This window comes from Bacillus sp. FSL K6-3149 (assembly GCF_038630515.1).
Classification (GTDB): domain Bacteria; phylum Bacillota; class Bacilli; order Bacillales; family Bacillaceae; genus Bacillus; species Bacillus pumilus.
On the sequence record NZ_CP152034.1, the window covers coordinates 977,861 to 1,000,438 of the forward strand.

The window sequence follows — 22,578 nt, forward strand, 5'->3', positions numbered from 1 at the left end:
AAAGATGTTGACTTGAAATAAAACGATATGGTATATTAATTCTTGTCGATACGGAGGAATACCCAAGTCCGGCTGAAGGGATCGGTCTTGAAAACCGACAGGGGTGTCAAAGCCCGCGGGGGTTCGAATCCCTCTTCCTCCGCCATATTGATTTTTTACCTTAGTTGAATTGAAACGCAAGCATAAAAATTGGAATTGTCAAACCGCTGCATTCGCGAAATGCAGCGGTTTTTTTTATTTTGTTTTAGAGCGATTTTTTTGAATAACAGAAGCAATTTCATGAAGAATGGGATCAAGTGAGCTTTCATCATGAAGTAAGTCGTAATCTTCAATGTTAATTTTAATCACTGGGCATAAATCGAATTGTTCAATCCATTCCGTGTATCGAGTATACATTTCTTCCCAATAGGCTCGATCCGTTTGAGTTTCCATCTCTCTGCCGCGTTCCTCAATACGATGTAAAATGTGATTTAAATCCCCGTGCAAATAGATGAGAACATCAGGGTGAGGGAAGTAAGGTGTCATCACCATCGCCTCGAATAGACTTGTATACGTTTCATAATCTACTTCAGACATCGTACCTTTGTCCGCATGCATTTTTGCGAAAATGCCAGTGTCCTCATAAATTGAACGATCTTGCACATACCCTCCACCAGATTCAAAAATCCGCTTTTGCTCCTTAAAACGCTCAGCTAGGAAATAGACCTGTAAATGGAAGCTCCATCTTTGGAAATCTGAATAAAAGGGCTCTAAATATGGGTTATCATCTACTTTTTCAAGAGAGGTTTGAAAGCCTAGCTTGTCCGCTATTGTTTTAGTCATAGTTGATTTTCCGACACCAACAGTCCCGGCGATTGTGATCACTGCATCCTTTGGTATTTCGATATTGTTCATAGCACTTGCTCCTTTATGTTCTGTACAATTTGCTGGTAATCTTGCTGTGAGGAAACGAAGTCTGTATGATCTCCTTCAATTGTAATGATAGGAAGCCCTGGGTCAGTCTGTTTTAAATGTTCAATGGCCAGCTCATAATCTTCAATGAGTGTTTTTAAATAAGCCGGTTCAATGTCTTCTTCAAAAGAGCGTCCTCTCATCTGTATTCTTTCAAGTAAGGTAGGAAGGCTGGCTTTTATATAGATGATGGCATTTGGTTTAGGAAGATCATCTGTTAGTAGGTGATAGATCTTTCTATATTTGTCCATGTGCTTTTTTGATAATGTTCTTTCTGCAAATATCATATTTTTATAGACATGATAATCAGTGACAATCGGCTGCTGTTGATTCACATAGTTTTCTTGAATAGATTCTAATTGTTTGAACCGATTGCATAAAAAGAACATCTCAAGCTGAAAGCTCCATTGTTCCATATCTTCATAAAATTTATCTAAGAATGGATTTTCTTCTACAATCTCTTTTACTAAAGGAAATTGAAATTCCTTCGCAAGCATTGTAGCCAAAGTTGTTTTTCCGGCTCCAATTGGGCCTTCCACTGCAATAAAAGGGGCAGGATACATAGGCGTTCTCCTCTATCTATAAAGTTGTCAAACCAATGTATATTGTACCATACCCCTGCCGAGAGATAGAGCGAACGGATTACGATGTCGTTCTTTTTTCAATATTGAATTGATCTGATAATAAGAGCCAATTTTGAGGGAAGGATAGACCTAATTTCCAATAAGCAATTCCGTTCAAGTTTAACTCTTTGATGAGGTTGAACTTTGCTTGAATTGATCTAGCGTCTTCGAACCATACCTCATGCTCTTTATTATTGGCATCTGTATAACGAAAATAAGGTGCTTGTGCTGTTTCGTCATATAGAATGGAGGCATTATTATTTCTAGCAATTGCAATCGCTTGTTGGGGACTGACAGCTTTAGCAATAGGGCCGCCTTGAACGTAAGGAAGCGTCCAATCATAGCCGTATAAGTTCTGGCCCATAACAATTTTATTTGCTGGAATAACGGTCAGTGCATATTCAATGACTTGGCGGACAGGTCCAATGGGAGAGACTGCTTGCGCAGGGCCGCCGCTGTATCCCCATTCGTAGGTCATTAATACAACATGATCGACGATCTTCCCAATGGCTTCATAGTCATGAGCTTCATACCATTTTCCCTTTTGCTGACTACTTGTTTTAGGGGCAAGTGCAACAGATATTGTCCATCCTTCTTGATGGAAGCGGGTTGTTGCCTCTCTTAAAAATTGAATGTAGGCATCTTTATCAGCGGGACGTAAATATTCAAAATCAAAATGGATTTCTTTTAATTGATACTTTTTTGCAACACGAACGATTTCATTTAAAAATGTGGCTTTGACAGATTGGTTATTCAAAAGAATTTGCCCAAGTTCATCACTGAATTTATCATTCTCTAGGTTAGTCACCACCATGGATAAAACGGTTCTGCTCTGAGCGGCTATTTGAGGTAGCTGATCTATCGGTGGTTCTTTCAGTGTTCCATCTCTTTGCGCTTGAAAACTAAAGGCGCCTAAATGCGTTAAATATGGAGAGGCCTCTCTAGCTGCTTGTTTTAAGTTTTCACTGACTTGATTTCCCCGTGGTTCAATGTAAGCATTCGAGTTAATGTTCCTTTTCGGTCTTTGAGGAATATAGAGCAAGAAGCGAATAGGAAGTATCGCTTCAGGCCGTATTCTATTCACACGTGCCAACTCTTCCACTGAAATTCGAAATCGTCTTCCAATTTGATAAAGTGTGTCATTTTGTTTGACCTCATAAAATTGACCTCTAATTGGAATGACAATTGTTTGTCCAATGACGAGTTGATTTGGTGTTTCAATATCGTTGGTACGGATGATTTCATTGACTGTTGTTTTAAAACGCATGGCAATTTCGTTTAAAGTATCTCCTCTTTTGACAACATAAATCTGAATAGTCAACGCCCCCTTTGTTATTGCTAACAATTTATGAGGGTTATGGATAAATCATGTTTGATTTTCATTCGTGATCTCTTTAGCAGTGGTGATTTTTGCTAGTAGAACGTTCTCCATCATCGTTAAAGCATATTCGTTGTCTCTGTCGTCATTTGATGCGATACAATCTTCAGGTACAATTAAGTTGTATTCTCGCATGTATGCGTCATTTGCAGTGAACAGAACGCAAATGTTTCCTGCAATTCCGGTCAAAATGATGTCTTGTACACCTAATTCATTTAAGAGTGTCTCTAATGCAGTTCCATAGAAGGCAGAATGCTTCGGTTTAATTAAGAAGTAATCATCTTTAGATGGTGCCATTTTCTCTAAAATAGGGGCGCTTCTTTCATTTTTGCATGTTTCCATCACAGCTTGAATATCAGCCTTCCAGAGACCATAGTGGTCGTTGATATAGATGATCGGCCAATTTTCCTTGAAAGCATGATCTTTAAGAGCTAAAATCTTATTGGTCATTTGCTCTGTTTTATCAGCGAGCACATGTCCCATTTCAAAATCAAAATTATTAATCATGTCGATAATAAGCAGTGCCTTTTGGTGCTTTGACAAAGTAAGACCCCCTTTAAAAGATTGTGCTAATATGTTAACCTCAATATCCTTTTAAAAAACATGAAAAGAGAGCCGTGCTATGACGAGAGATGAACAGTTTATGCAAGAAGCTATTTCTGAAGCCTTAAAAGCAGAACAAATAGGAGAAGTACCAATCGGCGCCATCATCGTTGTTGATGACCAAATTGTGAGCCGAGCTCATAATTTAAGGGAAACAGAGCAGCGTTCAATTGCACATGCAGAATTACTTGCCATTGATGAAGCGTGTAAAACGACTGGAAGCTGGCGTTTAGAGGATGCTGTACTTTATGTGACGCTTGAACCATGTCCTATGTGTGCGGGAGCGATTGTCCTTTCTAGAGTGAAAAAGGTCGTTTTTGGTGCATACGATCCAAAAGGTGGATGTGCAGGTACTTTAATGAATTTACTGGATGATGAACGGTTCAATCATCAGTCTGAAGTCATTGGTGGTGTACTTGAAAATGAGTGTGGTGAGCTGTTAAGTCAGTTCTTCCGAAATCTCCGTCAGCGAAAGAAACAAGCCAAAAGTAAATGAATGGATGTCGTTTGCAATTTCGGCTATAAGAAGGTATACTTATGTCTGCGTCACTAACAATTTAATATTCATTTTGCCGTGCTAAGCGGGGAGGTAGCGGTGCCCTGTACTCGCAATCCGCTCTAGCGAGGCCGAATCCCTTCTCAAGGTTCGTTTACTTCAAGGTCTGCCTTAAATAAGTGGTGTTGACGTCTGGGTCCTGCGCAATGGGAATTCATGAACCATGTCAGGTCCGGAAGGAAGCAGCATTAAGTGAAACCTCTCATGTGCCGCAGGGTTGCCTGGGCCGAGCTAACTGTTTAAGTAACGCTTGGGGTAGCGAATCGACAGAAGGTGCACGGTAAATCAATATTAAATGTAACTCATCTAGTTAATCTAGGTGAGTTTTTTGTTGCTGTTTAAAGAATAGTTCAGCTGCTTTGTTTATACAAATAGCCAAAAAATCTTTTTAGAGTTTTTTTGTTTTTTATTAATCGCAGCGGGAACTAGTGTTCCTCGTGGTGTGGCAGATCAATTCGAAAATCTAGAAAACAGGTTTTGGGTTCATAGAAGTAGAAAAACTATAGTTGAAATCATCATTTTCGTTTATTAGAAAATAAAGGTGTGCTTTTGAATTGATCGGTGCATCATGTATAATAAAAAAGATGATAAATGGAGGAGGGCGTATTTGTGAGTTATCAAGCTTTGTATCGAGTGTTCAGACCTCAAGTTTTTGAGGATGTTGTTGGACAAGAAGACATCACAAAAACGTTGCAAAATGCCCTTTTGCAGAAGAAGTTTTCTCATGCTTACTTATTTTCAGGTCCTAGAGGAACAGGTAAAACAAGCGCTGCTAAAATCTTTGCGAAGGCAGTGAACTGTGAAAAGTCACCTGTGAGTGAACCTTGTAATGAATGTGATGCCTGTAAAGGGATTACAAACGGCTCGATTTCAGATGTGATCGAAATAGATGCTGCCTCAAACAACGGAGTAGATGAAATCCGTGATATACGTGATAAAGTGAAATTTGCTCCTTCGGCGGTTACATATAAGGTTTATATTATAGATGAAGTACATATGCTCTCTATCGGGGCGTTTAATGCCCTCCTTAAAACGTTAGAGGAGCCGCCCGCTCATTGTATCTTTATTTTGGCTACCACAGAGCCTCATAAGATTCCTCTTACCATCATATCTCGTTGTCAGAGATTTGATTTTAAACGAATCACGACAAAAGATATTGTTGGAAGAATGCAGAAAATTGTAGATGCAGAAAGCCTAAATGTCCAAGAGGGCTCGCTCGAGATTATCGCTAGTGCAGCTGATGGTGGTATGCGTGATGCACTAAGCCTCTTAGATCAAGCAATTTCATTTAGTGGTGAGCAACTGACAATTGATGATGCGCTGCTCATTACAGGAGCTGTTTCTCAGCAATTCATTAGTCAGCTAGCCGAATCAATTTTTGATCAAAATATTGCCGTGGCGTTAGATACCTTAAATGAATTACTTCAGCAGGGGAAAGATGCTGCTAAATTAATAGAGGACATGATTTTTTACTTTAGAGATATGCTGCTTTATAAAACAGCACCAGATCTGGAAGGGGTCCTTGAAAAGGTAAAGGTCGATGAAAATTTCGTGACGCTTTCGGATCGTGTGACACCTCAATTTCTATATGAAACAATTGAAGTGCTGAATAAAAGTCACCAAGAAATGAAATGGACGAATCATCCAAGGATTTTCTTTGAGGTAGCTGTTGTCAAGCTATGTCAGTCAACGGCTGGAATACCACAAGCTCATGCTAACGCTGATTTAACGACGCTAACGGATAAAATAGACAGGTTGGAACAGGAGCTATCTAGGATAAGAGCTGAGGGTGTGCCAATGTCTCATTCTCATCATCCTCAAGAAAAAAAGGAAGCACCTCGACCACAAACAAGTAACAAAAATGGATACCGTGCACCTGTCGGTCGAATTCACGAAATTCTAAAAGAGGCAAAACGTCCAGAGTTAGAAAAAATTAAAGGTAAGTGGGGAGAACTCCTTGCCCACTTGAAACAGCAGAATAAGGTGTCTCACGCTGCACTATTAACGGATAGTGAACCAGTTGCTGCTGCTACTCATGCCTTTGTTTTAAAATTCAAGTTTGAAATACACTGTAAAATGGTTGCTGAAGATAAAAGTGGTGTTCGAACCAACCTTGAGCAGCTATTAGAGTCTATGTTAGGGAAAAGAGTGGAATTAGTTGGCGTTCCTGACGCTCAATGGGGTAAAATAAGAGAAGAATTTTTAAGAGATCATCAGCCGGATGAACAGGCAGATGGTCAGGGGACTTCTGCTGAAGAGGATCCATTGATTGCAGAAGCAAAGAAGTTAGTAGGAACCGATTTAATAGAAATTAAAGATTAATAAAAATGAAAGAGAGTGGTGTTCATATGCGCGGTGGAATGGGAAATATGCAAAAAATGATGAAACAAATGCAAAAAATGCAAAAGGATATGGCTAAGGCTCAAGAAGAGCTTGCAGAAAAAGTCCTTGAAGGTACAGCAGGTGGCGGTATGGTCACTGTAAAAGTAAATGGACAAAAAGAAGTTGTTGATGTAGCAATCAATGAAGAAGTTGTTGATCCAGAAGATATCGATATGCTTCAAGATCTTGTACTTGCAGCGACAAACGATGCATTGAAAAAAGTTGATGAGTTAACAAATGAAACAATGGGTCAATTCACAAAAGGAATGAACATGCCAGGTTTATTCTAGGAGGAATAACTGAAGATGCAATATCCTGAACCAATATCAAAGCTGATAGACAGCTTTATGAAATTGCCAGGAATCGGACCGAAAACCGCGGTCCGTCTGGCTTTTTTTGTTCTTAGTATGCAGGAAGATGTCGTACTAGATTTCGCGAAGGCGCTTGTTAACGCAAAGCGTAATTTAACTAATTGCTCGGTATGCGGCCATATCACAGATCAAGATCCTTGCTATATTTGTGAAGATACAAGAAGAGATCAATCTGTTATCTGTGTAGTACAAGATCCAAAAGATGTGATCGCAATGGAAAAGATGAAAGAATACAACGGCTTATATCATGTGCTTCATGGTGCCATTTCGCCAATGGATGGCATTGGCCCAGAGGACATTAAAATTCCTGACCTGTTAAAAAGATTGCAAGACGATCAAGTGACAGAGGTAATCCTTGCAACGAATCCAAACATTGAAGGAGAGGCTACAGCCATGTATATCTCTAGATTGTTGAAACCATCAGGAATTAAACTCTCTCGTATTGCTCACGGACTACCAGTAGGTGGAGACTTAGAGTATGCGGATGAAGTCACACTGTCTAAAGCTCTAGAGGGCAGACGTGAGATGTAGGAAGGAGAAGTACGGTACATGGGTTTTCTTCGCAGAAAATCAATTCGAAAAGAATTCGATGAGAAATTAATTCAACAGCTTTTTAAGCAAAAGGAAGAATGGAACAGACAAAAAAAGCTTGTCGCAAATAGCGTTGAGCCTTCACCGGACATTCTATTCGAATTAAAGCTTGCTCAAGCGAAGTACTTTTTCTATCTAAGAGAAGCGAAAAAGAGGAATTTACGTTTAAACAACTGGAGATAGCAGGTCTATTTTACATAGTCCTCTCATATGCTTGTACTATTCATATGAAGAGGAGATGAGAGGATTATGGAACCTGTTATTGTGATCGGGTCAATTTTGCTTGCTGTATTATTGTTGTTTATGTCAGGTGTTCAAGCGAACCCCATCAAATGGTTAGGGCTGATCGGAATAAAGTTTGTGGCAGGTGCTCTTTTTTTATTTTGCCTCAATCTATTTGGTGAGAGTCTAGGATTACATGTCTCTATTAACCCTGTAACAAGTGGAATCAGTGGTCTATTGGGCATCCCAGGCGTAGCAGCTTTAGTCGTAATTGAAAAATTTATTATTTAATGAGAAATATTGTTGACTTTGATCCCTTATGGTGGTAAATTAATATACGTCGCTGATGACGAAGAAACGAAATAACATGATAACAAAAAAGTTGTTGACATCAACAATTTAAATATGGTATGATGTTCTAGTCGCTTCTGAAGCGGTAAACAAGTTCTTTGAAAACTAAACAAGACAAAACGTACCTGTTAATTCGAGTTTTTATAAAAAAATCCTATGTTATATCATAGGTAGTCAGTCAAACGCTGACGAAAAACAAAACTTCGGTTTTGTACTTTTTCGGAGAGTTTGATCCTGGCTCAGGACGAACGCTGGCGGCGTGCCTAATACATGCAAGTCGAGCGAACAGAAGGGAGCTTGCTCCCAGATGTTAGCGGCGGACGGGTGAGTAACACGTGGGTAACCTGCCTGTAAGACTGGGATAACTCCGGGAAACCGGAGCTAATACCGGATAGTTCCTTGAACCGCATGGTTCAAGGATGAAAGACGGTTTCGGCTGTCACTTACAGATGGACCCGCGGCGCATTAGCTAGTTGGTGGGGTAATGGCTCACCAAGGCGACGATGCGTAGCCGACCTGAGAGGGTGATCGGCCACACTGGGACTGAGACACGGCCCAGACTCCTACGGGAGGCAGCAGTAGGGAATCTTCCGCAATGGACGAAAGTCTGACGGAGCAACGCCGCGTGAGTGATGAAGGTTTTCGGATCGTAAAGCTCTGTTGTTAGGGAAGAACAAGTGCGAGAGTAACTGCTCGCACCTTGACGGTACCTAACCAGAAAGCCACGGCTAACTACGTGCCAGCAGCCGCGGTAATACGTAGGTGGCAAGCGTTGTCCGGAATTATTGGGCGTAAAGGGCTCGCAGGCGGTTTCTTAAGTCTGATGTGAAAGCCCCCGGCTCAACCGGGGAGGGTCATTGGAAACTGGGAAACTTGAGTGCAGAAGAGGAGAGTGGAATTCCACGTGTAGCGGTGAAATGCGTAGAGATGTGGAGGAACACCAGTGGCGAAGGCGACTCTCTGGTCTGTAACTGACGCTGAGGAGCGAAAGCGTGGGGAGCGAACAGGATTAGATACCCTGGTAGTCCACGCCGTAAACGATGAGTGCTAAGTGTTAGGGGGTTTCCGCCCCTTAGTGCTGCAGCTAACGCATTAAGCACTCCGCCTGGGGAGTACGGTCGCAAGACTGAAACTCAAAGGAATTGACGGGGGCCCGCACAAGCGGTGGAGCATGTGGTTTAATTCGAAGCAACGCGAAGAACCTTACCAGGTCTTGACATCCTCTGACAACCCTAGAGATAGGGCTTTCCCTTCGGGGACAGAGTGACAGGTGGTGCATGGTTGTCGTCAGCTCGTGTCGTGAGATGTTGGGTTAAGTCCCGCAACGAGCGCAACCCTTGATCTTAGTTGCCAGCATTTAGTTGGGCACTCTAAGGTGACTGCCGGTGACAAACCGGAGGAAGGTGGGGATGACGTCAAATCATCATGCCCCTTATGACCTGGGCTACACACGTGCTACAATGGACAGAACAAAGGGCTGCGAGACCGCAAGGTTTAGCCAATCCCATAAATCTGTTCTCAGTTCGGATCGCAGTCTGCAACTCGACTGCGTGAAGCTGGAATCGCTAGTAATCGCGGATCAGCATGCCGCGGTGAATACGTTCCCGGGCCTTGTACACACCGCCCGTCACACCACGAGAGTTTGCAACACCCGAAGTCGGTGAGGTAACCTTTATGGAGCCAGCCGCCGAAGGTGGGGCAGATGATTGGGGTGAAGTCGTAACAAGGTAGCCGTATCGGAAGGTGCGGCTGGATCACCTCCTTTCTAAGGATATATGGAGCAGTGTGCGTTTTCGTCTTGTTTAGTTTTGAAGGAACTTGCAAAAGATCCTACAACATCATATCTTCGATATGAAAGATGGGCCTGTAGCTCAGCTGGTTAGAGCGCACGCCTGATAAGCGTGAGGTCGGTGGTTCGAGTCCACTCAGGCCCACCATCTTCTATTAAATCGGGGCCTTAGCTCAGCTGGGAGAGCGCCTGCCTTGCACGCAGGAGGTCAGCGGTTCGATCCCGCTAGGCTCCACCAACGTGTTCTTTGAAAACTAGATAACAATAAGTAATACATTCACATTGAATGCAATGCAAAGTTCATCACACATAGTGATTCTTTCTAAAGTAAGAAATGGTTAAGTTAGAAAGGGCGCACGGTGGATGCCTTGGCACTAGGAGCCGATGAAGGACGGGACGAACACCGATATGCTTCGGGGAGCTGTAAGCAAGCTTTGATCCGGAGATTTCCGAATGGGGAAACCCACTGCTCGTAATGGAGTAGTATCCATACTTGAATACATAGAGTATGAGAAGGCATACCCGGGGAACTGAAACATCTAAGTACCCGGAGGAAGAGAAAGCAAATGCGATTCCCTGAGTAGCGGCGAGCGAAACGGGAACAGCCCAAACCAAGAGGCTTGCCTCTTGGGGTTGTAGGACACTCTATACGGAGTTACAAAGGAACGATATAAGCGAAGAGGTCTGGAAAGGCCCGCCAAAGAAGGTAACAGCCCTGTAACTGAAATGTTGTTCTCTCCAGAGTGGATCCTGAGTACGGCGGAACACGTGAAATTCCGTCGGAATCCGGGAGGACCATCTCCCAAGGCTAAATACTCCCTAGTGACCGATAGTGAACCAGTACCGTGAGGGAAAGGTGAAAAGCACCCCGGAAGGGGAGTGAAATAGATCCTGAAACCGTGTGCCTACAAGTAGTCAGAGCCCGTTAAAGGGTGATGGCGTGCCTTTTGTAGAATGAACCGGCGAGTTACGATCCCGTGCAAGGTTAAGCAGAAGATGCGGAGCCGCAGCGAAAGCGAGTCTGAATAGGGCGCATGAGTACGTGGTCGTAGACCCGAAACCAGGTGATCTACCCATGTCCAGGGTGAAGTTCAGGTAACACTGAATGGAGGCCCGAACCCACGCACGTTGAAAAGTGCGGGGATGAGGTGTGGGTAGGGGTGAAATGCCAATCGAACCTGGAGATAGCTGGTTCTCTCCGAAATAGCTTTAGGGCTAGCCTCAAGGTAAGAGTCTCGGAGGTAGAGCACTGATTGGACTAGGGGCCCCTACCGGGTTACCGAATTCAGTCAAACTCCGAATGCCGATGACTTATCCTTGGGAGTCAGACTGCGAGTGATAAGATCCGTAGTCGAAAGGGAAACAGCCCAGACCGCCAGCTAAGGTCCCAAAGTATACGTTAAGTGGAAAAGGATGTGGAGTTGCTTAGACAACCAGGATGTTGGCTTAGAAGCAGCCACCATTTAAAGAGTGCGTAATAGCTCACTGGTCGAGTGACTCTGCGCCGAAAATGTACCGGGGCTAAACGTATCACCGAAGCTGCGGACTGTTCTTACGAACAGTGGTAGGAGAGCGTTCTAAGTGCTGTGAAGTCAGACCGGAAGGACTGGTGGAGCGCTTAGAAGTGAGAATGCCGGTATGAGTAGCGAAAGACGGGTGAGAATCCCGTCCACCGAATGCCTAAGGTTTCCTGAGGAAGGCTCGTCCGCTCAGGGTTAGTCGGGACCTAAGCCGAGGCCGAAAGGCGTAGGCGATGGACAACAGGTTGATATTCCTGTACCACCTCCTCACCATTTGAGCAATGGGGGGACGCAGGAGGATAGGGTAAGCGCGGTATTGGATATCCGCGTCCAAGCAGTTAGGCTGGGAAATAGGCAAATCCGTTTCCCGTAAAGGCTGAGCTGTGATGGCGAGCGAAATTTAGTAGCGAAGTTCCTGATTCCACACTGCCAAGAAAAGCCTCTAGCGAGGTGAGAGGTGCCCGTACCGCAAACCGACACAGGTAGGCGAGGAGAGAATCCTAAGGTGATCGAGAGAACTCTCGTTAAGGAACTCGGCAAAATGACCCCGTAACTTCGGGAGAAGGGGTGCTTCTTAGGGTGTTAAAGCCCCGAGAAGCCGCAGTGAATAGGCCCAGGCGACTGTTTAGCAAAAACACAGGTCTCTGCGAAGCCGTAAGGCGAAGTATAGGGGCTGACGCCTGCCCGGTGCTGGAAGGTTAAGAGGAGCGCTTAGCGTAAGCGAAGGTGCGAATTGAAGCCCCAGTAAACGGCGGCCGTAACTATAACGGTCCTAAGGTAGCGAAATTCCTTGTCGGGTAAGTTCCGACCCGCACGAAAGGCGCAACGATCTGGGCACTGTCTCAACGAGAGACTCGGTGAAATTATAGTACCTGTGAAGATGCAGGTTACCCGCGACAGGACGGAAAGACCCCGTGGAGCTTTACTGCAGCCTGATATTGAATGTTGGTACAGCTTGTACAGGATAGGTAGGAGCCTTGGAAACCGGAGCGCTAGCTTCGGTGGAGGCATCGGTGGGATACTACCCTGGCTGTATTGACCTTCTAACCCGCTGCCCTTATCGGGCAGGGAGACAGTGTCAGGTGGGCAGTTTGACTGGGGCGGTCGCCTCCTAAAATGTAACGGAGGCGCCCAAAGGTTCCCTCAGAATGGTTGGAAATCATTCGCAGAGTGTAAAGGCACAAGGGAGCTTGACTGCGAGACCTACAAGTCGAGCAGGGACGAAAGTCGGGCTTAGTGATCCGGTGGTTCCGCATGGAAGGGCCATCGCTCAACGGATAAAAGCTACCCCGGGGATAACAGGCTTATCTCCCCCAAGAGTCCACATCGACGGGGAGGTTTGGCACCTCGATGTCGGCTCATCGCATCCTGGGGCTGTAGTCGGTCCCAAGGGTTGGGCTGTTCGCCCATTAAAGCGGTACGCGAGCTGGGTTCAGAACGTCGTGAGACAGTTCGGTCCCTATCCGTCGCGGGCGCAGGAAATTTGAGAGGAGCTGTCCTTAGTACGAGAGGACCGGGATGGACGCACCGCTGGTGTACCAGTTGTTCTGCCAAGGGCATCGCTGGGTAGCTATGTGCGGACGGGATAAGTGCTGAAAGCATCTAAGCATGAAGCCCCCCTCAAGATGAGATTTCCCATTCCGCAAGGAAGTAAGATCCCTGAAAGATGATCAGGTTGATAGGTCTGAGGTGGAAGCGTGGTGACACGTGGAGCTGACAGATACTAATAGATCGAGGACTTAACCTATATTCTAATGTGAAGTTTGAACATTGTTATCTAGTTTTGAGAGAACATTCTCTCCATCAGGTTTGGTGGCGATAGCGAAGAGGTCACACCCGTTCCCATACCGAACACGGAAGTTAAGCTCTTCAGCGCCGATGGTAGTTGGGGGTCTCCCCCTGTGAGAGTAGGACGCCGCCAAGCTTGTATAAGGATCAGTTCCATACGGAACTGGTCTTTTTTGTTTTTTAAGAAAAGGAACAAACACCCGATCTGACATGGATACATATACTAAACTACCATCTGAAACATTCTTAATTTTGTATACAATTGAAAGCGCTAGGGCATACTGAAGCTATAAGTGGAGGTGTCACAATGAGCAAAAAAGAGCGAGAAGCGATTTGTTTGATTTGTGAAGAGAAAAAGACAAAGGGAATTTATTTATATCATCAGTTTTTGTGCCGCGACTGTGAGCGAAAGTTAATTTCTACATCGACCTCGGATCCTAGCTATTCCGATTATGTGAGAAAGCTTAAAAATCTTCATACGCCGCCTTTGTATTCATAGACCACTAGATGGTCTTTTTTTATGAGCTATGAAGGATTGGGCTTGTTTTTTGGAACTTAGTTTGGACATCATCCGTAATTCATAATAAGATAAACAGAGAGCCTGATTATTCATAGGAGTCGATGAACATGAAATCAATCTTTTATACATTTATATGGGCCATCCTCTCTACTTTTTTTTCGCTTGTGATTTTAACCGTCAGTATAGGGGTTTTCCATCATCATGTTGGATTATCGATACTGTATGCGATGATTGGGTGGGGCGTGATGTTTGTGGGGAGCAGATGGACTGCTTTCCAATTGTTTTTAAAGAAACATGGACTGTCTCGTAGTGATTATGTATATATCAAACAGCATTTAAAAGAAGCAGGACAAAAGCTTGTGCGTTTAAAAAAAGCTTTATTTGCTGTGAAAAACGTACAAACGATCAAACATAATTATGAAGTTTTTCGGCTTGCACGACGAATCTATACAATAACAAAAAAAGAGCCTAATCGATTTTATGATGCACAGCGTTTTTATTTTGAAAGCTTGGATTCTGTCGTTGAACTAACTGAGAAATATGCACTCTTGTATAATCAGCCTAATCGTAGTCATGATCTGGAAATGACATTGAGCCAAACCCGAGTGACATTGACAGAGCTGCAAAAGCAATTGACGAATGATTTGCAGCAAGTGTTAGGAAGAGATATAGAGGCTCTTCATATTGAGCTTGAAGTAGCTGATAAAATGATGAAGAAATAGATGAAAGGAGTCAAACGCGATGAAACCGGAAGATCGCGCCACAACATCACCTGCCTCCAATATAGATCTTCAGTTTCGGGTGTTTGATACCTTATCTGATGAAGAGAAAAAAGAAGCTGTGCAGCGAGCTCAGCAGATCCCTGAAAATCCGCAAAAGCTCCTTTTCTATGGTACACGTGTGCAGGAACGACTATTGGAACAATCACAACAGATGATGAAATATGTTGAGAAAAAAGATATCGATCAAATAGGAGACGTGCTTGAAGCCTTTTTGCAGCAGCTGCAAGTAGTGGAGCCTGAGGATTTAGTGCCAAAGAAAGAGGGCTTTTTTTTGAAATGGTTTCAACGGGATAAGCGATCTATTCAGGAGATCATATCACGATTTCAACATGCAAAATCACAGATCGAGAGATTGTCCGCAAGGCTTCGTTATGCAAGAGGTGTATTAATCTCGGATCATATATTATTAGAGCGTTTATTTGAAGAAAATCAAACATATTTTCAAGAGATGACGATGCAGGTTGCCGCAGTTGAAGCGAAAATGACAACGTTAGAGCAGCAGCCTCTTTCAGAAACGCAACTTTCTGTTGAACGGACGTTAGAGGAGCAATTGATGAGTCAAGAAGTCAATGAAGAAGAGTATGTGGAGAGACTAAAGGAACGAAAGTATGATTTGCTGTTAAGCCGGCAAATTGCATTGCAATGTAATGCTCAAATTCGGATGATCCAGCATACGAATCATACATTGGCCAATCACATTCAATCAACTGTTTCAGCATCTATTCCTCTATGGATCAACCAAATGTCGATTGCATTAACACATATTCAGCAGCGGGCCAATTCAGCTCTTGAGAACCGAATCCAAAAAACATATGAAAATGTATCGAAACAGCAGGGGCAGATTCTTGAAGAGGCATCTTTAGCCCCTATAGATACGTTGAAAAAGGTTCAACGTCAATTAGCTGAAACATTACAGGAAACATTACAGGTGAAAGAGCATGGAAGCCAAGAGCGAGCTCAATTGAAAAGCAGAATGTATGAGGCAGAGCAGCAGTTGGCGAATCCAATAAAGGAATGAGAAACCATCTTTCGGTTCACTTGTTTGAACGTTATAATAGACTTAAGATATCGTTAAAGTGAAAAGGGTCGATTTGTTTGAGAACACCTTTATATACAGCATTAGCACAGCATGCGGAAAAGAAGCCTTATTCTTTTCACGTTCCAGGACATCACAATGGAGATGTCTTTTTTGATGAGGCACGGTCTCACTATGCTTCAATCCTTCAATTGGATGTGACGGAGCTTGAAGGCCTAGATGATCTTCATCACCCGACTGGGGTCATCCAAGAGGCAGAACATTTATTGACTAAGCTATATGGTTCAGGTCAAAGCTTCTTCCTTGTGAATGGCACAACAGTCGGAAATTTGGCGATGGTGATGACAGCATGCCGCACGGGAGACGAGATTTTTGTCCAGCGTAATTGCCATAAGTCTGTCTTTCATGCGATCGAGCTTGCAGGGGCAACGCCTATTTTGATAGACGCTGAGATAGACGCACACTTGCACGTTCCAACACATGTGACGGATGATACAGTGAGAAAAGCCATAGCAAAACATCCTCATTGCCGGGCAATCGTTTTGACTTATCCGAACTACTACGGACACGCAGCTGATTTATCAAAGCTGATTCACATGTGTCATGAAGCAGGTATGGTTGTTTTGGTTGATGAGGCACATGGTGCGCATTTTGTATTAGGCGGTGCCTTTCCTCCATCTGCTCTTTCCTATGGAGCGGACGTGGTGGTACAATCAGCACATAAAACCCTTCCGGCAATGACGATGGGTTCCTATCTTCATCTTCAAGGGGACCGAATCGATGCGAAGCGTTTGAAAACCTTGCTCACGATGCTTCAAAGTAGTTCGCCTTCTTATCCAATTATGGCCTCATTAGATGTAGCAAGAGCTTATGTCGAGGAGATCAAAGGAAAAGGGACATTGGATGTAATCATGAAAGAACTGACAGAGCTGAAAGATCAGTTCAACCGTCTGACCCATCTTGAAGTGGTTGAACCTGACTCGCTACATTCCGATCCTTTAAAATGCGTCATTCGATCAACAAAAGGACTGACTGGTTACGAACTAAAGCAGGTGCTTGAATCAGTGGATGTTCATCCAGAGCTTGCGGACGAACATCAGGTTTTACTTGTACTTAGCTTAGAACAGAGGCAGAACGTTCCTTTCAAGCGGATCGAGCAGGCTCTTAAGCAAAGTGATTCATTGCTCAAAGGAAAAAAACATATCCAAAATGAGACGATATCTATTGAGACTGATGTACAAAATCAAGACATAGAGGCTGTCCCATTTGAACATGCAGCAGGCCGGATGAGTGCAGAATCCATTATTCCCTATCCACCTGGAATTCCTTTGATGATTAAGGGAGAGCGTATTGAAAAAGAACAAATTGAGGCGTTAAGCCGTTTGCTTGGTCACGAGGTTCATATTCAAGCAAGTCAGGTCATTCATCAGAGAAAATTATATGTTTATATAGAAGAGGAGACACTATGAGTGGTATGTTTATTACGTTTGAAGGGCCAGAGGGTGCCGGAAAAACGACAGTGATACGAAAAGTGTACGAAGAAATGGAACGTCAAGGATATGCAGTGATGGCGACACGCGAGCCGGGTGGGATTGACATTGCTGAGCAGATCCGTGAAGTCATTTTAAATGAAAAAAATACAAAAATGGATGCGAAAACAGAGGCATTGCTGTATGCAGCAGCAAGAAGGCAGCATTTGGCTGAAAAGGTAGAACCGGCATTGCAGCGTGGAGAGACAGTCTTGTGTGATCGTTTTGTTGATAGCTCTCTTGCTTATCAAGGCTATGCGAGAGGGCTTGGAATTGACCAAGTCAGATCAATTAACGACTTTGCTATTGATGGCACGATGCCGCAAATGACGATTTACTTTTCCATTACACCTGAGGAAGGGCTAAAGCGAATTCACGCCAATCAAGGAAGAGAAAAGAATCGATTAGACATGGAGACGCTGAAGTTCCACCAGTTGGTCAGAGAAGGCTATGAACTACTTATTGCGCAATCACCAGAACGATTCCATGTAGTGGATGCTTCTCAGCCGATGCAAGATGTCTATGAAGAAGTACTTCGAGTGATTCAGGACACATTAAAGAAAAATCAAAAATGACCTCATTCCCAATCGTTGTTATAATATAGAGGAAGACATCGGCATGTCACCTGTGCCTAAAACAAAGGAGGCCAATCAAATGAAATTAATTGTTGCCGTTGTACAGGACCAAGATAGCAGCAAGTTGTTGAAAATATTGACTGAACATCAATTCGGCGTGACAAAATTAGCTTCAACTGGTGGGTTTTTAAAGTCTGGGAATACGACTTTTATCATTGGTTGTGATGATGTCCGAGTGGATAAAGCGTTACAGCTTATAAAAGAAAATTGCCGTAAACGTGATCAAATGATTGCACCTGTATCTCCAATGGGTGGTAACGCAGATTCATATGTACCATACCCTGTTGAGGTTGAAGTTGGTGGAGCTACTGTCTTTATTCTGCCAGTTGAACAATTTCATCAATTCTAAGGATGGGTTGCTGTGAAAATTAATCAAGATATGCGGCTGCTTTTAGAAAAGCGTGAACTCCAAGGCATGAAAGGAAGCCAGACATCTGCCTCTTTTAAAGCATCGATGGAGACGCAAAGCGGAAAAATGCGCTTAGAGCAGCTGACGGTTATGCTGAGTGATATCGAAGTGTTCGGTAAAAAGCTGACAAAGTCACGAAACTTAAAGGACTTGGCTAGGTTTAAAGGTCTTGTGAAGCGCTTTGTGAAAGAGACAGTCGATAATGGGTTAAATATAGAAACATCAAGAAGCTTTGACATTTATGGCAACACGCGTACACTCGCTTTAGTCAAAGCATTAGATGAAAAGCTGATTGAATTAACAGAGGATATGATGGACCAAGAGAAGCCATCTATTGATTTGCTTGAACGTATTGGAGAAATAAAAGGTTTATTGATTAACCTTTACACATAGAGAGTGATAACATGGCAATTAGCTGGGATGACATGAATGAGTTGCAGCCGCGCGTCATGCGGCTGATTTTTAATAGTATTGATAAAGACCGACTTGCGCATGCTTACTTATTTGAAGGAAAAAAGGGGACCGGTAAGCAGGATGCTGCAATGCTTTTGGCAAAGAGCTTTTTTTGCTTGGAATCAGGAGTGAAACCGTGTGAATCCTGTCAAAACTGCAAGAGGATTGAGTCAGGTAACCATCCCGATTTACATCTCGTGCAGCCTGATGGTCAATCAATTAAGAAAGCGCAAGTACAGGCATTGCAAGAGGAATTTACAAAAGCAGGTGTGGAATCTCACCGAAAAATGTATATCATTCTTCATGCGGACAAAATGACGGTTAATGCCGCGAACAGTTTATTAAAGTTCCTAGAGGAGCCTAACCGGGAAACGATGGCAATTTTAATCACTGAGCAATCGCATAAAATGTTGGATACGATTATTTCAAGATGTCAGATGCTCAGCTTTCAGCCGCTGCAGCCACAATCCTTGGAGCAGCAGCTATTACAAGAAGGCGTATCTCAGCATCTTGCAAGGCTTTTGTCGAATTTAACCAACAATTTAGCAGAAGCACTCGAATTAAGTCGAAATGATCAGTTTGCAGAGTCTAGAGCGAAAGTGATAAAATTGTATGAAGTCTTACACCAGCGAAAAGAACATGCATTTTTTTATATACAGGATCAATGGATGCCTTTTTTCAAAGAGAAAGACCTTCAAGAAACAGGTCTGGATATGCTTTTATTTATATATCGTGATGTATTGTCGATTCAAATAGGAAATGAAGATAAAGTCATTTATCAAGACTTATTCCAGACAATGAAGCAGCACGCGCTGCATTCCACACAGCAGATGGTGACGAACCAGATCCTTGCTGTATTAGAAGCGAAAAAGAGACTTCAATCCAACGTGAATGCCCAAGGGCTGATGGAGCAATTGGTGTTGATGTTGCAGGAGGGATAAGCTTGTACAACGTAATTGGTGTTCGCTTTAAAAAAGCGGGCAAAATCTATTATTTCGATCCTAATGGATTTCATATAGAAAATGATAGTTGTGTCATTGTAGAGACGGTCAGAGGAGTTGAGTACGGACAAGTGGTCATCGCTAATAAAAAAGTAGATGAACACGATGTCGTTCTTCCTCTGCGTAAGGTGATTCGTGTAGCAGACGAACGAGACCGACTCATCGTTGAGGAAAACAAAGAAGCAGCGATGACAGCCTTTGATACATGTCTTCAGAAGGTAAGTGAACACGGTCTTGAAATGAAGCTGGTTGATGTTGAATTTACATTTGACCGAAACAAGGTCATTTTCTACTTCACAGCGGATGGCAGAGTAGATTTCCGTGAGCTAGTGAAGGATCTTGCATCGATCTTCAAAACGAGAATTGAACTTCGCCAGATTGGTGTAAGAGACGAGGCAAAAATGCTGGGTGGCATAGGACCTTGCGGGCGAATGCTTTGCTGTTCGACATTCTTAGGAGACTTTGAACCAGTATCCATTAAGATGGCAAAAGATCAAAACCTGTCGCTAAATCCCACAAAAATTTCAGGGCTTTGCGGTCGTTTGATGTGTTGCTTGAAATATGAGAATGATGAGTATGAAACAGCGAAAGAACAATTGCCGGATATCGGTGAAACGATTCAAACATCTAGTGGCTCTGCAAAGGTAGTAGGGCTCAACATTTTAGAACGAATTTTGCAAGTTGAATTAACCGGGCAAGAAAAAGTGGTAGAATATACTTGGGAAGAATTATTACAAGAAGGCGTTGTATCTGCACAAACAACTGAGTAACGAGGTGTGCCACCTTGGATAAAAAGGAACTATTTGATACGGTGATCAATTTAGAAGAACAAATTGGTTCTCTTTATCGCCAGTTAGGTGATTTGAAAAATCATATCGGTGAAGTGATTGAAGAAAATCATCAGCTGCAGATGGAGAATCAGCACTTGCGTGAACGTCTGGATCAGTCCGATCGGGACAAATCGTCTGAGACAGAGAATGATTCTGCTCAGAAACCAGGTCATTCTGATATAGGAGAAGGTCATGATAATCTGGCTCGGTTATATCAGGAGGGCTTCCATATTTGCAATGTACATTATGGAAGCATACGTAAAGAGGGAGACTGTTTGTTCTGTCTGTCATTTTTAAATAAAAAATGAGAAAAGGCTTCCGCTGAATCGGAAGCCTTTTTCACAGGAAAAGAAAGGATACATCATGGTTTCGTTAAGAGAAGATGAACGATTAGATTATTTGCTCGCCGAAGATATGAAAATTATTCAAAGTAAAACGGTTTTCGCCTTTTCATTGGACGCAGTGTTATTAGCAAAATTTGCGTATGTGCCCATCCAAAAAGGAGAGATCATTGATCTTTGCACGGGAAATGGCATTGTGCCATTGCTGCTTTCGACTCGATCTAAGGCTTCCATTACTGGGGTCGAAATTCAAGAGCGGCTGTTTGATATGGCAAAAAGAAGTGTGGCGTATAATCAACTTGAAAAGCAGATAGAACTGATTCATGGCGATCTGAATGATATGCCAGCACGCTACGGCAATCACAAAGTAGATGTCATCACATGTAATCCACCATATTTTAAGACACCTTCTAAAGAAGAAATCAATGAGAATGAATACTTGGCCATTGCTCGGCATGAAATTCATTGTACATTAGAAGATGTCATTCGCGTTTCTTCCACGCTGCTGAAGCAAGGAGGGAAACTGGCGATGGTTCATCGGCCGGGACGGCTGCTTGAGATTGTGGAATTGATGAAGAAGTACCGAATTGAGCCAAAACGAATTCAATTTGTTTATCCCAAACAGGGGAAAGAAGCCAATACCATCTTAGTAGAGGGGATAAAAGATGGAAAACCAGATCTGAAAATTCTCCCGCCTCTTTTTGTTTATGGAGATGATCAAGAGTATACTGAGGAAATCAGGACGATACTGTATGGAGAAGCATAATCATTATTTCTATGTATTGAAATGTGCAGACGGCAGCCTATATGCAGGTTATACAAATGATTTACAAAAAAGACTGACGACTCACAATAGTGGAAAGGGAGCAAAGTATACAAGAGCAAGACGGCCAGTTGAGCTGTATTATCATGAATGTTTTGCAACCAAAAGAGAAGCCATGCAGCAAGAATATCGTTTCAAAACGTGGACACGGAAAAAGAAAGATCTTTATATAGAAGAAATGCGTATTGAAAAGGAGGCGGCACATGAAAACACAGAAAAGCTTTGATGGTCAATCAGATATGGGCATTCTATATCTCGTCCCAACCCCAATTGGCAATTTAGAAGATATGACGTTTCGAGCCATACAAACATTAAAAGATGTAGACTATATTGCCGCAGAGGATACAAGACAAACGAAAAAACTTTGTCATGTCTATGAAATTGATACGCCATTAACGAGTTATCATGAGCATAACAAAGACAGTAGCGGCCACAAGTTGATCGAATGGTTAAAAGAAGGAAAAAACATCGCACTCGTGAGCGATGCTGGTTTACCGACGATCTCTGATCCAGGTGCTGAAGTGGTCCGTGACTTTACGAATATCGGCGGTTATGTCGTTCCGTTACCTGGAGCAAATGCTGCACTTACAGCACTCATTGCCTCAGGGATCACGCCACAGCCATTTTTCTTTTATGGATTTCTTGACCGACAAAAAAAGGAAAAGAAAAAACAGCTCGAAGCTTTGAAGAAGCGTCAAGAAACAATCATTTTCTATGAAGCGCCTCATCGGTTAAAAGAAACGCTGACTTTGATGAAGGAAGTGTGGGGCAACCGGAATATCGCCATTACGAGAGAACTAACGAAAAAATTTGAAGAGTTTATTCGTGGAGATTTAGAGTCTGTGCTGACATGGGCGGTAGAGAATCAAATCCGAGGTGAATTCTGTCTAGTCGTACAAGGTAACGATCAAGATGAAGAAGAGCTAAATGAAGAAGCCTGGTGGAAGTCCTTATCTGAAAAGGAACACGTAATCCATTACATAGAGGAAGGATTAACGTCGAAGGAAGCGATTAAACGTACAGCCGTCGAACGCGGTGTACCAAAGCGCACCATATACGATGCCTATCATATTGAACAATAAAGAAAGGTTCTT

General features: G+C 43.1%; 23 protein-coding genes, 3 tRNA genes, 3 rRNA genes and 1 other RNA gene. 26 read left to right on the forward strand and 4 right to left on the reverse strand.

All coding sequences use genetic code 11. The features are described 5' to 3' along the window. The first annotated feature begins 52 nt into the window (after positions 1–52). Positions 53–145, forward strand: a tRNA-Ser gene (locus MHB83_RS04990). Between the two features lie 89 nt (positions 146–234). On the opposite strand, the gene MHB83_RS04995 is transcribed toward MHB83_RS04990, so the two are convergent. The 4 genes from MHB83_RS04995 to MHB83_RS05010 all read right to left on the reverse strand — a co-directional run bounded on the left by MHB83_RS04995 (position 235) and on the right by MHB83_RS05010 (position 3,495). After that, positions 235–894, reverse strand: a complete 660-nt coding sequence (locus MHB83_RS04995; protein WP_012009062.1) for a deoxynucleoside kinase — start codon at positions 892–894, stop codon at positions 235–237. After that, on the reverse strand, positions 891–1,514 hold the full coding sequence (locus MHB83_RS05000) for a deoxynucleoside kinase (protein ID WP_003218080.1): 624 nt from the start codon (positions 1,512–1,514) through the stop codon (positions 891–893). Before MHB83_RS05000 ends, MHB83_RS04995 begins: the two co-directional genes overlap by 4 nt. Before the next feature lie 79 nt (positions 1,515–1,593). Continuing rightward, the gene (locus tag MHB83_RS05005) at positions 1,594–2,841 is read right to left on the reverse strand and encodes a glycoside hydrolase family 18 protein (RefSeq protein ID WP_229200378.1); all 1,248 of its coding nucleotides are present in this window, start codon (positions 2,839–2,841) and stop codon (positions 1,594–1,596) included. Between the two features lie 99 nt (positions 2,842–2,940). Next, positions 2,941–3,495 carry an isochorismatase family cysteine hydrolase gene (locus tag MHB83_RS05010; RefSeq protein ID WP_003218117.1) on the reverse strand — a complete coding sequence of 185 codons (555 nt, stop codon included), beginning with the start codon at positions 3,493–3,495 and terminating at the stop codon, positions 2,941–2,943. Positions 3,496–3,574: 79 nt separating this feature from the next. Between MHB83_RS05010 and tadA the strand changes: the two genes are divergently transcribed. The 25 genes from tadA (at position 3,575) to rsmI (ending at position 22,566) form a co-directional block, all read left to right on the forward strand. Beyond that, positions 3,575–4,051 carry a tRNA adenosine(34) deaminase TadA gene (tadA, locus tag MHB83_RS05015; protein ID WP_003218102.1) on the forward strand — a complete coding sequence of 159 codons (477 nt, stop codon included), beginning with the start codon at positions 3,575–3,577 and terminating at the stop codon, positions 4,049–4,051. A 76-nt stretch (positions 4,052–4,127) separates the two neighbouring features. Then, positions 4,128–4,392, forward strand: an RNA gene (gene ffs, locus MHB83_RS05020) — signal recognition particle sRNA large type. A 328-nt stretch (positions 4,393–4,720) separates the two neighbouring features. Next, a complete protein-coding gene (dnaX, locus tag MHB83_RS05025) occupies positions 4,721–6,433 on the forward strand; it encodes a DNA polymerase III subunit gamma/tau (protein WP_342496702.1) in 1,713 nt (570 codons plus the stop codon). Positions 6,434–6,459: 26 nt separating this feature from the next. Beyond that, positions 6,460–6,783, forward strand: coding sequence for a YbaB/EbfC family nucleoid-associated protein (locus MHB83_RS05030; RefSeq protein WP_008342011.1), 324 nt, complete (start codon positions 6,460–6,462; stop codon positions 6,781–6,783). A gap of 15 nt (positions 6,784–6,798) precedes the next feature. Then, positions 6,799–7,395, forward strand: a complete 597-nt coding sequence (gene recR / locus MHB83_RS05035; protein WP_050945828.1) for a recombination protein RecR — start codon at positions 6,799–6,801, stop codon at positions 7,393–7,395. Positions 7,396–7,413: 18 nt separating this feature from the next. Further along, positions 7,414–7,638: a YaaL family protein gene (locus tag MHB83_RS05040; RefSeq protein ID WP_003218088.1), complete on the forward strand. Its 225-nt coding sequence runs from the start codon at positions 7,414–7,416 to the stop codon at positions 7,636–7,638. Positions 7,639–7,704: 66 nt separating this feature from the next. Further along, on the forward strand, positions 7,705–7,968 hold the full coding sequence (locus MHB83_RS05045) for a pro-sigmaK processing inhibitor BofA family protein (protein WP_003218084.1): 264 nt from the start codon (positions 7,705–7,707) through the stop codon (positions 7,966–7,968). Between the two features lie 276 nt (positions 7,969–8,244). Continuing rightward, a 16S ribosomal RNA gene (locus tag MHB83_RS05050) occupies positions 8,245–9,793 on the forward strand. Positions 9,794–9,888: 95 nt separating this feature from the next. After that, a tRNA-Ile gene (locus MHB83_RS05055) sits at positions 9,889–9,965 on the forward strand. Between the two features lie 14 nt (positions 9,966–9,979). Continuing rightward, positions 9,980–10,055 (forward strand) — tRNA-Ala (locus MHB83_RS05060). A gap of 98 nt (positions 10,056–10,153) precedes the next feature. Further along, positions 10,154–13,084, forward strand: a 23S ribosomal RNA gene (locus tag MHB83_RS05065). 61 nt (positions 13,085–13,145) lie between these two features. Next, positions 13,146–13,261 (forward strand): 5S ribosomal RNA (gene rrf, locus MHB83_RS05070). The 16S, 23S and 5S rRNA genes sit together here with 2 tRNA genes alongside, the layout of an rRNA operon. A gap of 171 nt (positions 13,262–13,432) precedes the next feature. Continuing rightward, positions 13,433–13,624 (forward strand): sigma factor G inhibitor Gin, encoded by a 192-nt coding sequence (locus MHB83_RS05075; RefSeq protein ID WP_003217973.1) that lies wholly within the window; start codon positions 13,433–13,435, stop codon positions 13,622–13,624. A gap of 128 nt (positions 13,625–13,752) precedes the next feature. Beyond that, on the forward strand, positions 13,753–14,367 hold the full coding sequence (locus MHB83_RS05080; RefSeq protein ID WP_342496703.1) for a 5-bromo-4-chloroindolyl phosphate hydrolysis family protein: 615 nt from the start codon (positions 13,753–13,755) through the stop codon (positions 14,365–14,367). 19 nt (positions 14,368–14,386) lie between these two features. Then, complete coding sequence (locus MHB83_RS05085) at positions 14,387–15,445, forward strand: toxic anion resistance protein (RefSeq protein WP_226804556.1); 1,059 nt, start codon at positions 14,387–14,389, stop codon at positions 15,443–15,445. A 77-nt stretch (positions 15,446–15,522) separates the two neighbouring features. Beyond that, the gene (locus MHB83_RS05090; protein ID WP_342496704.1) at positions 15,523–16,932 is read left to right on the forward strand and encodes an aminotransferase class I/II-fold pyridoxal phosphate-dependent enzyme; all 1,410 of its coding nucleotides are present in this window, start codon (positions 15,523–15,525) and stop codon (positions 16,930–16,932) included. After that, complete coding sequence (tmk, locus tag MHB83_RS05095; protein ID WP_342496705.1) at positions 16,929–17,567, forward strand: dTMP kinase; 639 nt, start codon at positions 16,929–16,931, stop codon at positions 17,565–17,567. The genes MHB83_RS05090 and tmk overlap by 4 nt, the downstream gene beginning before the upstream one ends. 79 nt (positions 17,568–17,646) lie before the next feature. Then, complete coding sequence (locus MHB83_RS05100) at positions 17,647–17,976, forward strand: cyclic-di-AMP receptor (protein WP_012008640.1); 330 nt, start codon at positions 17,647–17,649, stop codon at positions 17,974–17,976. 12 nt (positions 17,977–17,988) lie between these two features. Further along, on the forward strand, positions 17,989–18,429 hold the full coding sequence (locus MHB83_RS05105; RefSeq protein ID WP_044140388.1) for a DUF327 family protein: 441 nt from the start codon (positions 17,989–17,991) through the stop codon (positions 18,427–18,429). A gap of 11 nt (positions 18,430–18,440) precedes the next feature. Next, positions 18,441–19,430, forward strand: a complete 990-nt coding sequence (holB, locus tag MHB83_RS05110; RefSeq protein WP_342496706.1) for a DNA polymerase III subunit delta' — start codon at positions 18,441–18,443, stop codon at positions 19,428–19,430. A 2-nt stretch (positions 19,431–19,432) separates the two neighbouring features. Continuing rightward, positions 19,433–20,260: a stage 0 sporulation family protein gene (locus tag MHB83_RS05115; RefSeq protein WP_003217932.1), complete on the forward strand. Its 828-nt coding sequence runs from the start codon at positions 19,433–19,435 to the stop codon at positions 20,258–20,260. A gap of 14 nt (positions 20,261–20,274) precedes the next feature. Further along, positions 20,275–20,628 (forward strand): DNA replication initiation control protein YabA, encoded by a 354-nt coding sequence (yabA, locus tag MHB83_RS05120; protein WP_003217957.1) that lies wholly within the window; start codon positions 20,275–20,277, stop codon positions 20,626–20,628. 55 nt (positions 20,629–20,683) lie between these two features. Continuing rightward, entirely contained in the window at positions 20,684–21,427 is a 744-nt protein-coding gene (locus MHB83_RS05125) for a tRNA1(Val) (adenine(37)-N6)-methyltransferase (protein WP_044140390.1), read from the forward strand. Beyond that, complete coding sequence (locus MHB83_RS05130; protein WP_003217970.1) at positions 21,414–21,710, forward strand: GIY-YIG nuclease family protein; 297 nt, start codon at positions 21,414–21,416, stop codon at positions 21,708–21,710. The genes MHB83_RS05125 and MHB83_RS05130 overlap by 14 nt, the downstream gene beginning before the upstream one ends. Continuing rightward, on the forward strand, positions 21,688–22,566 hold the full coding sequence (gene rsmI / locus MHB83_RS05135) for a 16S rRNA (cytidine(1402)-2'-O)-methyltransferase (RefSeq protein WP_003217903.1): 879 nt from the start codon (positions 21,688–21,690) through the stop codon (positions 22,564–22,566). The genes MHB83_RS05130 and rsmI overlap by 23 nt, the downstream gene beginning before the upstream one ends. Positions 22,567–22,578 lie beyond the last annotated feature (12 nt).